General features: G+C 66.8%; 10 protein-coding genes and 1 pseudogene. 3 read left to right on the top strand and 8 right to left on the bottom strand.

The genetic code is table 11. The annotated features are described in order from the left end of the window. The 3 genes and pseudogenes from ACM9LZ_RS23050 to ACM9LZ_RS23040 form a co-directional block, all read left to right on the top strand. A pseudogene (locus ACM9LZ_RS23050) lies at positions 1 to 475 on the top strand (spinster family MFS transporter); the annotation flags it as partial. After that, a complete protein-coding gene (locus ACM9LZ_RS23045; protein ID WP_416621872.1) occupies positions 475 to 2,124 on the top strand; it encodes a carboxylesterase/lipase family protein in 1,650 nt (549 codons plus the stop codon). The pseudogene ACM9LZ_RS23050 and the gene ACM9LZ_RS23045, both read left to right, overlap by 1 nt. After that, positions 2,124 to 3,695, top strand: coding sequence for an AMP-binding protein (locus tag ACM9LZ_RS23040; protein ID WP_416621871.1), 1,572 nt, complete (start codon positions 2,124 to 2,126; stop codon positions 3,693 to 3,695). The genes ACM9LZ_RS23045 and ACM9LZ_RS23040 overlap by 1 nt, the downstream gene beginning before the upstream one ends. Before the next feature lie 52 nt (positions 3,696 to 3,747). Here ACM9LZ_RS23040 and ACM9LZ_RS23035 read toward each other — a convergent pair whose 3' ends face one another. From ACM9LZ_RS23035 to ACM9LZ_RS23000, 8 genes are all read right to left on the bottom strand, one after another. Further along, the gene (locus ACM9LZ_RS23035) at positions 3,748 to 4,335 is read right to left on the bottom strand and encodes a carboxymuconolactone decarboxylase family protein (RefSeq protein ID WP_416621870.1); all 588 of its coding nucleotides are present in this window, start codon (positions 4,333 to 4,335) and stop codon (positions 3,748 to 3,750) included. Between the two features lie 101 nt (positions 4,336 to 4,436). Further along, a complete protein-coding gene (locus tag ACM9LZ_RS23030) occupies positions 4,437 to 5,195 on the bottom strand; it encodes an SDR family oxidoreductase (protein WP_416621869.1) in 759 nt (252 codons plus the stop codon). Then, on the bottom strand, positions 5,192 to 6,952 hold the full coding sequence (locus tag ACM9LZ_RS23025) for a hydantoinase B/oxoprolinase family protein (RefSeq protein WP_416621868.1): 1,761 nt from the start codon (positions 6,950 to 6,952) through the stop codon (positions 5,192 to 5,194). The genes ACM9LZ_RS23030 and ACM9LZ_RS23025 overlap by 4 nt, the downstream gene beginning before the upstream one ends. Then, the gene (locus ACM9LZ_RS23020; RefSeq protein ID WP_416621867.1) at positions 6,949 to 9,045 is read right to left on the bottom strand and encodes a hydantoinase/oxoprolinase family protein; all 2,097 of its coding nucleotides are present in this window, start codon (positions 9,043 to 9,045) and stop codon (positions 6,949 to 6,951) included. Before ACM9LZ_RS23020 ends, ACM9LZ_RS23025 begins: the two co-directional genes overlap by 4 nt. A gap of 15 nt (positions 9,046 to 9,060) precedes the next feature. After that, complete coding sequence (gene kce, locus ACM9LZ_RS23015; RefSeq protein WP_416621866.1) at positions 9,061 to 9,996, bottom strand: 3,5-dioxohexanoate:acetyl-CoA acetone transferase; 936 nt, start codon at positions 9,994 to 9,996, stop codon at positions 9,061 to 9,063. A gap of 86 nt (positions 9,997 to 10,082) precedes the next feature. Beyond that, a complete protein-coding gene (locus ACM9LZ_RS23010) occupies positions 10,083 to 11,390 on the bottom strand; it encodes an MFS transporter (protein WP_416621865.1) in 1,308 nt (435 codons plus the stop codon). A gap of 55 nt (positions 11,391 to 11,445) precedes the next feature. Next, a complete protein-coding gene (locus tag ACM9LZ_RS23005) occupies positions 11,446 to 12,219 on the bottom strand; it encodes an SDR family NAD(P)-dependent oxidoreductase (RefSeq protein WP_416621864.1) in 774 nt (257 codons plus the stop codon). A 25-nt stretch (positions 12,220 to 12,244) separates the two neighbouring features. Beyond that, positions 12,245 to 13,402, bottom strand: a complete 1,158-nt coding sequence (locus ACM9LZ_RS23000; protein WP_416621863.1) for a serine hydrolase domain-containing protein — start codon at positions 13,400 to 13,402, stop codon at positions 12,245 to 12,247. Positions 13,403 to 13,416 lie beyond the last annotated feature (14 nt).

Below are 13,416 nucleotides of genomic sequence, written 5' to 3'. Positions count from 1 at the left end.
CATCGGCATTTCCATCGGCATGTTCGCGTCGGGCCGGCTGATCGACCGGTTCGCCGCCCGGTACAGACAGGCCTATGCCATCATTCCCGCTGTGGGCCTGGCCTTGTCCGTGCCCTTCTTCGTCGGCTTCGTCTGGGCGCCGGGCTGGGAACTGGCGCTGCTGTTCCTGGCCGGCCCCACCGTTCTCAACTATTTCTTCCTCTCGCCTGCTGTGACGCTGGTTCAGGAAGAGGTGCGGCCCAATCAGCGGGTATTGTCCGGCGCGCTGCTGCTGCTGGTCATGAACCTGATCGGGCTGGGGCTGGGGCCGACATATCTGGGGGCCGCCAGCGACTATTTCCGGGCCACCAACCCCGACAATTCCCTGCAACTCGCCTTCTACACGCTCATCCCCTTCTATTTCCTGGCCATTGCCCTCTATCTGGTGCTGGCGCGGGTGTTGAAGCGGGAGGCCAGCCGCAACGGAGCCTTCTGATGCGTCTTTCCCGTCATCTTGGCGCCTGTGCCGCCGCCGGCCTGCTGGCCTTTGGCGCCGCGGCCCAGGACCATCCCAGGGTGCAGGCCCCGGCCGGCATCCTGGAAGGCCGCGTCAGCGGCGACACACATGTCTTCAACGGCATCCCCTATGCGCAGCCGCCGGTCGGGCCCCGACGCTGGAAGGCGCCGGAACCCCTGCCCCCCTGGCAGGGTGTCCGTGACGCCGGATCACCCGGCCTGGCCTGCGTCCAGCCCAGGGCGACCACCACCAGCGTCTATACCAATCCGCCCCCGGCGACGGGAGAGGATTGCCTGACCCTGAACATCACGGTACCCACGGGGGCCGGGCAGAACGGGGCGAAGGCTGCGCCGGTGCTGATCTGGATCCATGGCGGCACCCTGATCAATGGCCGCGGCTACAATGCCATGTATGACGGGACCGCCATGGCTGGGCGCGGGGTGATCGTCGTCTCCATCAATTACCGGCTGGGTGTGCTGGGCTACATGGCGCATCCGGGCCTGAGTGCCGAGAACCCGGACGGGATTTCCGGCAATTACGGTCTGCTGGACCAAATCGAGGCCTTGCGCTGGGTACGCGACAATATCGCGGCCTTCGGCGGCGACCCGGGCAATGTCACCATTTCGGGTGAGTCCGCCGGTGCGCTGTCGGTCATGTACCTGATGGCATCGCCCCTGGCCAAGGGGCTGTTCGCCAAGGCCATCGTGCAGAGCGGCTACATGATTTCCGGCCCCGAACTGAAACAGCCGAACCATGGCGAGTTTGCGGCCGAGGCGATCGGCGCCTATATCGTCGCGCAGGCCGGTGCGACGGACGTGGCGTCCATGCGGGCCATGGATGCACAGGCCCTGGCGGATGTCGGCGCCCGGCTCAACTATTTCCCGCTGGGCACCGTGGATGGCAAGGTGCTGACCGGACAGTTGGTGGACGTGTTCGACCGGGGCGAACAGGCGCCCGTTCCCATCCTGACCGGCTTCAATGGCGGGGAAATCCGGTCCCTGCGCCACCTGCTGCCCCCCAAGCCCGCCGATGCCAAGGCCTATGAGACGGTGATCGCGGAGAAATACGGCGATCTGGCGGGCTCGTTCCTGCGGCTCTACCCCTCCGACGATCTGGAGGAGAGCATGCTGGCCGTGACGCGCGACGCGCTTTACGCCTGGACGTCGGAACGGCTGGTCCGCGACCAGACGGCGCTGGGCCGTGACGCCTATTATTATTTCTTCGACCATGCCTATCCGGCTGCGGCGGAGAAGGGGTTGAACGCCTTCCATGCCGCGGAAATCCCCTATGTCTTCGGCACGATGAAGCACACGCCGGCCTATTGGCCCAAGGCGCCGGACAGCCCGGCCGAGCGTGCCCTGTCATCGGCCATGACCGATTACTGGGCCAGCTTCGCCCGTGACGGCAGACCCGTGGCGACGGGACAGCCGGACTGGCCCGCTTACGGACAGGACCGCGGCTTTATGGCGTTCGCCGACACCCCCCGGCCGGGTCACCGGCTGATGGAAGGGATGTTCGACCTGCACGAGACGGCCATGTGCCGCCGCCGGGCAGCGGGCACCCTGCAATGGAACTGGAACACGGGCGTCATATCCCCGGTATTGCCGCAGAATGGCGGAGAGTGCTGATGCTGGACGGAACCATGCAGGATTTTCCCCTGACGCTGGATCAGTTCCTGCGCCACGCCGCGAAATGGCATCCCGATGCCGAAATCGTGACGGCGCGTGAAGGGGCCGAGCCTTCCCGCATCGGCTATGCGGCCCTGATGGACCGCTGCCTGGCCGTATCCTCCATCCTGGCGGGATATGGCATGCGGCAGGGCGACCGGGTTGCCACGCTGGCCTGGAACAGTCAGGCGCATGTGGAGGTATGGTATGCCGTCATGGGGATGGGTGCCGTCTGCCACACGCTGAACCCCCGCCTGACGGCCGAGCAACTGGCAGCGATGCTGGGCCAGTCCGAAGCCCGCATCCTGGTGGCCAGCGCCGATCAGGTGGGTCTGGCGCGGCGGGTCGCGGCGCTGGCACCGGGCATCGCCCATGTCCTTGTCATCGACGGGTCGGCACCCGACGACTGGGCCATGGCCACATCCCTGGAGCCGCTGATCGAAACGGCACCGCGTGATGCGCAATGGGGCGGCTTTCCCGAAACGGCGCCGGCCGGCCTGTGCTTCACCTCCGGCACCACGGGATCACCCAAGGGCGTCACCTATACCCACCGTTCCAACTTCCTGCATGCGGCCAAGCTCTTGCAGACCGATGTCATGGCCCTGTCGGGACGCGATCGTGTGCTGGTGGCAGTTCCCATGTTCCATGCCAGCGCCTGGGGCATGCCGTTCGCCATGCCGGCCGTGGGCGGCGGGCTGATCCTGCCCGGCCGGCACACGGACGGCGCCAGCCTGGCCCGCTTGATCGCATCCGAAGGGGTGACCATAGGGGCGGGGGTGCCCACGGTCTGGCTGGGGCTGGTGGACCATATGGAAGCGGTGGGCGGGGAACTGCCCAGTCTGAAAAGGGTCATCGTCGGTGGCAGCCCCCTGCCGCCGGCCCTGATGGAACGGATCGAGCGCCGGCTGGGCGTCATCGTGCAGACCACCTGGGGCATGACGGAACTGTCCCCGGCCGGCACCGTGGCCCCCATCGGCGACCCGGTCCGCAACGCCGCCCTGTCCGGCCGGCCGGCGGTGGGCGTCGACCTGCTGCTGACCGATGGGGATGGGGTGCCACTGCCCGAACAGCGGGGGGTGGAAGGCCATCTGCGCGTGCGCGGGGTTGCCGTGATCGACCGTTATTTCGGGCAGGACCGGCCGGCGACAGACGCGGCCGGCTGGTTCCCGACAGGTGATCTGGCCCGTATCGACACGGCCGGCAACCTGATGATCACGGGCCGTGCCAAGGACCTGATCAAGTCGGGCGGGGAATGGATCAATCCCGTGGAGATCGAGGCCCTGGTCGGGAGCCTGCCGGAAGTGTCGCTGGTTGCCGTCATCGGGCGCACCCATCCGAAATGGGGTGAGCGGCCCGTGCTGCTGGTGGAAACGCGCACACCGGTCAGTGACGAGGCGCTGCTGGCGCCGTTGAAGGGCAAGGTGGCGTCCTGGTGGCTGCCGGATGAGATCATCCGGCTGGACAACATGCCGCTGGCCGGGACGGGCAAGATCGACAAGACCCGTCTGCGGGCCCTGCACGGCGCCGGTTGACCGGTGGGGGAGCCGGGGGCGGGCTGAGCATCCCTCCCGGCTCCCTCCCGGATCAGCCATGCTTGCCGATTTCCCAGCCATGCGGCGTCAGGTGTTTTTCGGCGAACAGGCGGGGGGAGGTCTCCAGCGTGGTGCCGACCGTGTCGTTCCAGCGGTTGAAGAAGCCGTAGAGCGCAATGACGGATACGATTTCGACTTGCTGTTCCCGGCTGAAATGCCGGGCCAGTTCGGCAAAATCATCATCGCTGACGGCGTTCGGCACCTGGCCTGCGCCAATGGCGACGCGCAGAACCGCCCGTTCGGCATCGCTGAACAGCGGGCTGCGCTCGAAATCCCAGATGGCCGCCAGCTTTTCGGCCGGAACGCCATTGCCTGCCGTCGCGGTGCCGGTATGGGCGGAGCAATAGCGGCAGCCGGCGGCCATGCTGGCCATGTATCCCGCCATCCATTTCAGGCCGGGATCGACCGTGCCCGACAGCATGATGGCGGCCCACAGGGCGCCGCTGGCCTTCAGGATGTCGGGCCGCCAGGCCAGCGTGGGCACAGAGTTGGGCAGTTCGTGGAAATCGTCGCCGATGAAGGACAGGTCGATGCCGCGTGCCGCCATGTCATCGGCGGTCAGCGGGGGGATGCGGGCCATGGCCGGTTCCTTTCTGATGACACGTCCCGGTGATCGAAACCGATCACCGGCCTCAATTGCCGGTGCCGCCATCCGGCGGCCTGGCGACGCGCCACGGGGCGTCATTCCCATTCGACATTGCCGTCGACGGCGATCAGCTGCCCCGTGACATGCTTGGCCGCGTCAGATGACAGGAAGACGGCCATGTCGCCGATCTCTTCCGGCTGGATCTTGGCGCGCAGCGAGATATAGCGCAGGAACTCCGCCTCCACCGTCGCGGCATCGGTGCCGCGCCCGGCGGCGATGCCGGCCATGATGCCGCGCATGCGTTCGCTGTCCACGAAGCCGGGCCGGATGGCGTTGACCCGGATATTGTCGGGTCCCAACTCCCGTGCTGCCGCCCGCGTCAGCCCCTCCAGCGCCCATTTCGACGCGATATAGGGGGAGCGGTTGACGGGCAGCGTCGTGACGGAACCGGTGGAGATATTGACGATGGACCCGCCGCCTTGCGCCTTCATCAGCGGGGTGACGGCCCGCATCATGAAAAAGGCGCCATGCACATTCACCTCGAAGCAGGTGCGCCAGCCCTGGTCGCAGATATCGGTCAGGGGACCGATCTGCCCGGCGATGCCGGCATTGTTGACCAGGGTATCGACCCCGCCCCATCGCTCGCCGACCAGGCGGACGAACCGGTCCACCGCATCGGCATCCGACACGTCCAATGCCATGGCGATCAGGCCGGGATGGGCCTGGACCGCCTTGTCCAGCCGGCCCTGATCGGCGTCGCAGATGGCGACGTCGGCGCCGGCGGCCAGGAACCGTTCGACAATGGCCAGGCCGATGCCGGCGGCACCGGCCGTAACGATGACACGCTGCTTCATGATGCGGCCCTCAATGCCTGCGTGGCGGAAAGATCGGGATGGCCGGTCGTATCCAGGGCCACGCGATAGATGTCGCGGGCACGTTCCGGCGACAGATAGCCTTCGCGCACGGCGTCGGCCACGCTCTCCGGTATCCGCGACCGGGGATCGCCGTAACCGCCTCCACCGGCGGACACGGCCGTGATCATGTCACCCGCCCGGACATTGACCAGGGCGCAGGCGGGCAGCGCCTCGCGCTCGCCATCGGCCCGGTCCAGCCACTGATCGGCCCGGCCACCCGTCCCGCCGCCGCGCACGCCCAGCGGCGCATTCACATGCCCGTCGGAGCCATAGCCAATGTCGAAGGCACCGACCAGCGGCCCGAATTCCACGATGGTGGAGGGCGCACCCGTGAAGCGGCCCGGCCCCTCGCTGTCGGGCAGGAACCCGCGCCGCTTCACCAGCAGCGGCTGGTAAAGCTCGTCCAGTTCCACCCCGTCGATGCAGCACATGCCGGCATTGCCGACATGGGCCGTGGTCCACCAGGCGTCGGCCTGCGGGCTGGCCGCCCCGCCGGAGAAGGCCAGGAAGATCTGATTGACGAAGGCTTTGCCGGTGCGGGCATCGATGCCGGAAATCACCCCGGCGGACGGTGCGATCACGGCCCCCACCTCCGCCATGCCGAACCCGTCGCCCAGGTCGGCAACGGCTACCTGCACCGCATTGGCCACGCGGTCGGCGATGTTGGTGGTGGCGGTGGAACAGCTATAGGGATGTTCGGTGATGCCGGCGATGCAGCCCCGCCGCAGTACGACGTCGATGCGGCGGAAGGCGCCGGCATTCTTGGGCACGCGGTGGTCCAGGGAATTGAACACGCCGATCATGGCCGCGGTCCGGGCGCAGGCCTCGCTGAGATTCATGCCGCAGGGCAGGCTGTCGGGATTATCTGTCAGGTCGACCCGGATACGCCGGGCGGCACTGTCCACCGCCACCTTGGCGGTAATGGTGACGCCGGTTTCCGGCATGCCGGGGAAGGCGTCATGGGTGCTGCTGGCCTGGGCCTGTCCGTCCGGCAGGTTGGCCAGCGCCTCCACCATGGCGGCCTCTGAATAGTCGAACCACTGGCCGGAGAAGGTTTCCAGCCGGTCCCAGCCGACCTCCCGCCCCATGGCGAGCAGTTCCTTCTCCCCGATGCGGACGGCGCCGACCATGGCCAGATAATCACCGCGCCATTGCTCGGGCACGCGGATACGCATCTCGCACATGCGGATGATGTCGGCGATATCCTGATAGTCCCGCTGAACCTGCACCGCCGGGAAGATCAGCGCGCCCTCATGATACAGGTCGCGGGCATTGCCCATATAGGTGGTGGGTTCGGAATTGCCGATATCGGCCTGATGCGCCTTGGCCAGCACCGTGAACCGGTGGGTGCCGTCATCATCGATGACGGGGACCAGCAGGGTCAGGTCGGCCGGATGCGAGCAGCCGTGATAGGGCGAATTATGCAGGAAGGCGTCGCCGCGTTTCAGCACCGGGTGGAACTGCTTCATGGTGCGGGCCATCATGTCCGGCCCGGCCAGCACATGGATGGGCAGGCTTTCCGCCGCGGCCAGCAGGTCGCCCGCATCGGTGACGATGCAGCAGGAAAAATCCCGTGCGCGGTTCAGCACGCCCGACCGTCCGGTGCGCAGCAGCGTGTTGGCCATCTTGCGCACCACGCCCTCGAACCGGCTGTTCAGGATGGCAAGATCGGCGCCGTTCAGTTTCATGTCGCTCATGCTTGTTCCCCCTTCACGCCCGCCCGGCCGGCCGGATGGATCAGGATGCTGCCCGCCGCCGACCGCTGCGCCGTGGCACCGGGATCGACGACGATGGTGGTGAAGGCGCTTTCGATGATGCAGGGACCCGCCATCACCCGGTCCGCTTCCATCGCTTCCAGCCGGTGGATGGCGGTATCGACCCAGCCGGTTTCCTTGAACCAGGCCGACCGGCTGCGCTCCTGTCCCGCCGCTGCCGCAGCGGCGCCCAGCCGGAATTCGGTAAAGGGCCGGACCTGACAGCGGATGGTGGCCCGCAACCCCACGATCTCCACGGCCGAGGTGGGATCGTCGATGGTGAAGATCTGCTGGTGGGCCGCATCGAAGGTGCGGCGGAAATGCTCCACATCCTCAGCGCCGGCGAACTGATGCAGGGGCAGGGTGACATCGATGTCCCAGACCTGGTTCTCATACCGGGCTTCCGCCACGATGACGGGCTCGGCAGGGCGCGAAGGGTCGCCGGACCGGGCGGCAAAGGCGGCACATTGGGCCGTCAGGTCGGCCAGCGCCGCGTTCACCCTGGCGAAATCGAACCGTGCCGTGCTGGTGAACAGGCTGGTGGCAAATTCGCCCGTCACTTCCGACATCATGGCGCCGGCCGCACTCAGCGCCGCCCCCGTTTCCGGGATGATCAGCCGTTCGCAGCCCAGACGGCGCGCGATGAAGGTGGAATTCAGCCCCGCCGCCCCGCCGCCGCCGATCAGCACGGACCGGGCCGGGTCGATGCCCTGTGCCACCGTGATGTCGGCGATGGCCTGCACCATGTTTTCCGTCGACAGGTGGATGATGCTCCAGGCCGCTTCCTCCACACTGATGCCCAGCGGGGTGGCGACGTGATGGCCGATGGCGTCGCGTGCGCCGGCCAGGTCCAGCTTCATGGAACCGCCCAGGAAGAAGTCGGGGTCCAGGAAGCCAAGGGCCAGGGAGGCGTCGGTGACCGTGGGGCGGGTGCCGCCCCGGCCATAGCAGACGGGACCCGGCACGGCACCGGCACTTTCCGGCCCGACATGCAGCAAGCCGCCGGCATCGACCCGCGCGATGGAGCCGCCGCCGGCACCGACACTTTTCACCTCCACCGACGGATAGCCCACCAGATGGCCGCGCGTCGGCTGCCCGATCCACAATTCCCGCGTCATCGGCACCCGACCGCCGCGCACCAGGGAGATGTCGTAGGTGGTGCCGCCCGTATCGGCCACGATGACGCTGTCGCCGTTGCCTTCCAGGTCGGCATAATGCTGACCGGCGATGGGGGCCATGGAGGGGCCGGAATTGATGATGCGGATGGGGTTTGCCGCCACCTCTGCCGCCGGCATCATGCCGCCGGAACTGGTCAGCACCATCACCTTGCCCTTGAATCCCGCCTCGCGCATCCGCGCTTCCAGTCCGCCCAGATAGCGGCCCATCAGGGGTTTCAGGGCGGCGTCGATGGCGGTGGACGACGCCCGGCGGAATTCGCGCAGGCTTGGGTTCACCTGATGCGACAGGCTGACCGGCACACCCGGCAGTGCCGCCGCCAGCGCCTCGCCCACCCGCACCTCATGCGCGGGATTGATGGTGGACCAGAGAAGGCAGACGGCCACCGCCTCCACCTTCTCCGCCCGCAGCCGGTCGATGATGGCGGCCAGCGCCACCTCATCCAGCGACTGGTGGACCGACCCGTCATGGATCAGCCGCTCCGGCACCTCGAAGGTCAGCGCACGGGGCACGAAGGGCTTGGGGTAGGGGACAGAGTGGTTGAACGGCTCGATCCGCCCGCCCTCGCGCAGGGTCAGGATATCGCGGTGCCCCTCCGTCACCAGCAGGGCGGTGCGCGCCGTGCGGCCGGTGATGATGGCGTTGATGGCGTGGGTCGTGCCATGGATGAAGGTATCGCCACGGTCCAGCAAGGTCGGCAGGTCCAGCCCGCGATCCGTCGCCGCCAGGGTCAGGGCTGCCAGAACCCCCTGTACCGGATCGCCCGGCACGGTGGAGGCCTTGTACATGCTGATCCGGCCATCATCCTCTTCCACCACAAGATCAGTGAAGGTGCCGCCGGTATCGGTTGCAAAGCGCATGATCTGTTCCCACCCTTAAAATGCAACGCGATCCGGACCCTTCAGCGCCAGCATGGCGCGGGCCTCGTCCGGGGTGGCGATGTCCATGCCCAGTTCCGTCAGGATGGTCCTGATCTTGCGCACCTGTTCGGCGTTGCTCCTGGCCAGTTGGCCGCGTCCGATCATCAGGCTGTCTTCCAGGCCGACGCGGACATTGCCGCCCAGCATGGCCGACATGGTCAGGAACCGCATCTGCATGCGGCCGATGCCGAAGGCCGACAGGTAATAATCATTGCCGAACAGGCGGTCGGCCGTCTGCTTCATCGCCGTGAGGTTTTCCAGATCGGCCCCGATGCCGCCCAGCACGCCGAAGATGCCCTGGATCAGGAAGGGCGGCTTGATCAGGCCGCGTTCGGCGAAATGCGCTACATTGTAGAGATGGCCCAGGTCATAGCATTCATATTCGAACTTGGTGCCATGGCCTTCACCCAGTTCGCGGATGATGCGTTCGATCAGCGCGAAATTATGGTTGGCGGCGAAACGCTTGCTGGCCTCCAGGAACGGCTTCTCCCAGGTATGCTTCCATTCCGGGTATTTGTCGGCCAGGCCGAACACGCCGAAATTCATCGACCCCATGTTCAGCGAGGTCATTTCCGGCAGGGCGCGCAAGGGGGCGGCCAGCCGGTCATCTTCGCTGAAACCCGGCGCGCCGCCCGTGGTGATGTTGATGATGGCGTCGGTCTGCTGCTTGATCTGCGGCAGGAACTGCATGAACAGGTCGGGATCCGGGGACGGGCGTCCATCGATCGGGTCGCGGGCATGCAGGTGCAGGATGGCCGCACCAGCCTCTGCCGCTTCCACCGACTGCTCGATGATCTGCTGCGGGGTGATGGGCAGATAGGGTGACATGGTCGGCGTATGCAGCGACCCTGTGATGGCACAGGTGATGATGACCTTGTCGGATTTGCGCATGGGTCTTCTCCGGATCTCGGGGCAAATCTCGCCCCTTCGGCGCCTTCAGGGCCGCCGTTTGTCGTGGCTTCGATGGATGATGGGGATCAGGTTTCGGCCAGCGTGGCGGCCCGTGCCGGCGCCCGGCTGAACCAGGCGAACAGGGCGCCCAGGATGCCGAAGATGAAGGTTGCCAGCAGCAGCGAGGACCCCAGCGCCTTTTCATCCTGAAAGACCTGATCGGTGAAGATGCCGATGCTGGCCGGTCCCAGGCCGATGGCGGTGAAGGTGATGGCCGCCATGAAGCAGGCGCTGGTGATGCCGCGCAGCCGTTCCGGGGTCAGCAACTGGATGCCCGACAGGCCCGGCGGGGCCGCAGCCGTGATGGTGACGTTCAACAGGGCGTAGCTGGCCAGGGACAAGGCCTTATTGTCCGTCGTGCAGAAGATGACGGCCAGCGGTATCGACAGGACCAGCATGGTGCCGATGACCAGCCCCGGTGCGCCGCCGACGCCCTTGGCCTGCAGGCGGTCGGTCAGGAAGCCACCGGTCAGGTGGCCGGCCGGCCCCGCCACCAGCACCACCATGCCCACCAGATATCCCGCTTCCGCCGGCGTCATGCCGAAATTGCGGATATAGAAGGTGGGCGACCACGCGGCATAGGATTGCACCAGCAGGATGGCCGATGCCGCCGCCGCCGTATGAAGCAGATAGGCGGCCCGGTGCCGTCCGATATGGGTGAACACATCCCGCAGCCCCGGCTTGGCCGTGTCGGCGCCGGTCACGGGCCGGGGCGGTTCCTTTACCGTCAGCAGCAGCAGGGCCACCACCAGACCGGGCAGGGCCGCGGCCATGAACAATCCCTGCCAGGGCGACAGGTGTCCCAGGCCCGGCAGCATGGCTCCGCCGCGCGCCGTCAGCCAGGCCAGGATCAGGCCGCCGACGATCAGGGCCACCGACTTGCCCAGCGAGGCGCCCATGGTAAAGGTGCTGACGGCGCGCGACAGTTTCGCCCGGGTGAAATAGGCCGCGATCAGCGACATGGCGGCCGGCACCAGCGCCGCTTCCCCGAAGCCCACGGCGACCCGCGCCAGGAACAGACTGTTGAACGAGGTGGCGAGCCCGCAGGCCGCTGTGGCCAGGCTCCACACCAGGATGCCGGCCACGATGATGTTGCGGCGATTGGCGCGGTCGGCCATCCAGCCCAGCGGGATGGCGGCAACGGTATAGAGGATGACGAAGCCCGTGCCGTGCAGCAGCCCCAACTGCGTATCGCTCAGCAGCAGTTCGGTCTTGATCGGCACCAGGACCAGGCTCATCACGAACCGGTCCACGAAGGAGATCAGGTGGGCGACGGACAGCAGCACCGCCACGTACCAGGCATAGGTACTGTCCTTGCGAATAATGTCCGTCATTCCCGATCCCCCTGTTTTACTTTCGTGTTCCCTCAAGCGCCGGGCGCCGATGGTTTCAGCCGATGGCGGCCGAAATGCCTTCATCGATGACCAGCGTCGTGCCGAAGACGGGCCGGGCGGCATCGGACAGCAGGTAGAGGGCGGCCCCTGCGATCTCCTCCGGCTTGGAGAAGGTGATGCCGCTGGGTGTCATGCGGCGCATGCCGTCCAGCACTTCGGCCATTTCCGGCGCGGTGCGCAGGGCCTCGTTCATCGGGGTTTCGGTGTTGCCGGGGGCCACCGCGTTGACATTGATGCCGAACGGCGCCAGTTCGGCCCCCGCCACCCGCGTCATCATGACGATGGCGGCCTTGGACGCGCAATAGACGGCGAACCCCTTGACACCGATGGTTCCGGCCACCGACGCGAAATTCAGGACCTTGCCACGGCCGCGCGCCTTCAGATGCGGCACGGCGGCCTGCAGGCAGTTCCAGGTGCCCTTCAGATTGATGTCGACCATGCGGTTCATCGTGTCGGATGCCGTGTCGCCGATGGGGCTGGGTTCGAACACGCCAGCCGCATTGACCAGGATGTCCAGTCCCCCGAAATCCGCCACCACCTGGTCCAGCAGGGCGGTGACCGCCACCTCGTCCCGGACATCGGCGGCATAGGCGCGGGCGGTGCCGCCGGTTGCGTTCACCGCATCCACCACGGGGGCGGCCTTGGCGACCGAACTGCTGGCCACGATGGCGACATGGGCGCCCCGGGCGCCCAGCGCCTTGGCCACCGTGGCGCCGATGCCGGAACTGCCGCCGGTCACCAGGGCCACTTTTCCTTTGAAATCGGACATTTTTCCCCTCCCTGGGGGTCATTGATCAGATGATGGCTTGCTTGCCGAGGGCGGCCTGCACCAGGGCCTCGCACCGCTCGCCCATGCCGGCGCCCGCGCACATCAGGTTCGGGCTGTAGCTGAAGGAGAGGCCGGCTTCCGGATCGGCGATGCCGACGGCCCCACCGGCACCGGGATGGCCGAAGGCGCGCGGATTGGCACCGAAGCACAACATGGGGGCATAGTTCAGGAACAGGCCGACCCCATAGCGGAAGGGCCGGTCCGTCATGCCGCAGATGCCGCGCCAGCTTTCGGTGCGCATCTCCTCCACCAGGGCGGGGGAGATCAGATGCACCCCGTCCAGCGACCCGCCATTGGCCAGTGCGGCATAGACGCGGGCGATGGCGCGGGCATTGCCGTGACCGTTGGAAGACGGGAACACGGCCCGGCGATAGGCCGGTTCATTGTAGGGGTTGGCCGAACTGGGCCGCACGCGCCAGGCGCGGCCCAGCTTGGTCGTCTTGTCCTTGGCCTGTACGAAGGTGACGCTGCCGGGATTGGGGAGGATGTCGGACACGCGGTGCATGTCCTTTTCCGCCACCCCGAACCCGTAATCGACGTCCAGGGGGCGGGCGACTTCCTCGCGGAAGAAGACATCGATCATGCGGCCATCCACCCGCCGCACCATTTCCCCCAACAGATAGCCGGCGGTCACGGAATGATAGGCGCCCCGGGTGCCCGGTTCCCATTCCGGTTGCTGTGCGGCCAGTGCCCGGCACATCACATCCCAGTCATAGGCCGAGCCATCCGGGGCCGCATCGGCATAAAGAACACCGGTAAGGGCCGACAGCAGCATGCGGACGGTGGTCTTTTCCTTGCCGGCCTGGCCGAATTCCGGCCAGTAGTCGGTGACGAGGGCTTCCAGGTCGACCTTGCCCCTGTCGATCAGCATCAACAGGCACAAGGCCGCCATGGACTTGCCCACGGACATCATGCAGCAGATCGTATCCTGCTGCCAAAGGGCACCGGTGGCGACATCCGCCACCCCGCCCCACAGGTCGACGACCTTTTTCCCGTCGCGATAGACGCAGACGGCGGCACCGATTTCGCCCCGGCTGCGGAAATTCTCGGCGAACACCTCCCGCATATGCGCGAAATCGGGATCGCAGGTGCCGTCGATATGAAGCGGGGATGCAGAAGACATTTCCAGACCCTGTT

The organism is Niveispirillum fermenti, from assembly GCF_048066175.1.
In the GTDB taxonomy this organism is placed as follows: Bacteria; Pseudomonadota; Alphaproteobacteria; order Azospirillales; family Azospirillaceae; genus Niveispirillum; species Niveispirillum fermenti.
Note: the sequence above shows the minus strand (reverse complement) of the source record. Positions and strands in the feature narration are given on the sequence as shown.

What these genes read in the sequence shown, in the direction of transcription:
- ACM9LZ_RS23045 (WP_416621872.1), top strand. Translation starts at nt 475, where the DNA reads ATGCGTCTTTCCCGTCATCTTGGCGCCTGTGCCGCCGCCGGCCTGCTG.
- ACM9LZ_RS23040 (WP_416621871.1), top strand. Translation starts at nt 2,124, where the DNA reads ATGCTGGACGGAACCATGCAGGATTTTCCCCTGACGCTGGATCAGTTC.
- ACM9LZ_RS23035 (WP_416621870.1), bottom strand. Translation starts at nt 4,335, where the DNA reads ATGGCCCGCATCCCCCCGCTGACCGCCGATGACATGGCGGCACGCGGC.
- ACM9LZ_RS23030 (WP_416621869.1), bottom strand. Translation starts at nt 5,195, where the DNA reads ATGAAGCAGCGTGTCATCGTTACGGCCGGTGCCGCCGGCATCGGCCTG.
- ACM9LZ_RS23025 (WP_416621868.1), bottom strand. Translation starts at nt 6,952, where the DNA reads ATGAGCGACATGAAACTGAACGGCGCCGATCTTGCCATCCTGAACAGC.
- ACM9LZ_RS23020 (WP_416621867.1), bottom strand. Translation starts at nt 9,045, where the DNA reads ATGCGCTTTGCAACCGATACCGGCGGCACCTTCACTGATCTTGTGGTG.
- kce (WP_416621866.1), bottom strand. Translation starts at nt 9,996, where the DNA reads ATGCGCAAATCCGACAAGGTCATCATCACCTGTGCCATCACAGGGTCG.
- ACM9LZ_RS23010 (WP_416621865.1), bottom strand. Translation starts at nt 11,390, where the DNA reads ATGACGGACATTATTCGCAAGGACAGTACCTATGCCTGGTACGTGGCG.
- ACM9LZ_RS23005 (WP_416621864.1), bottom strand. Translation starts at nt 12,219, where the DNA reads ATGTCCGATTTCAAAGGAAAAGTGGCCCTGGTGACCGGCGGCAGTTCC.
- ACM9LZ_RS23000 (WP_416621863.1), bottom strand. Translation starts at nt 13,402, where the DNA reads ATGTCTTCTGCATCCCCGCTTCATATCGACGGCACCTGCGATCCCGAT.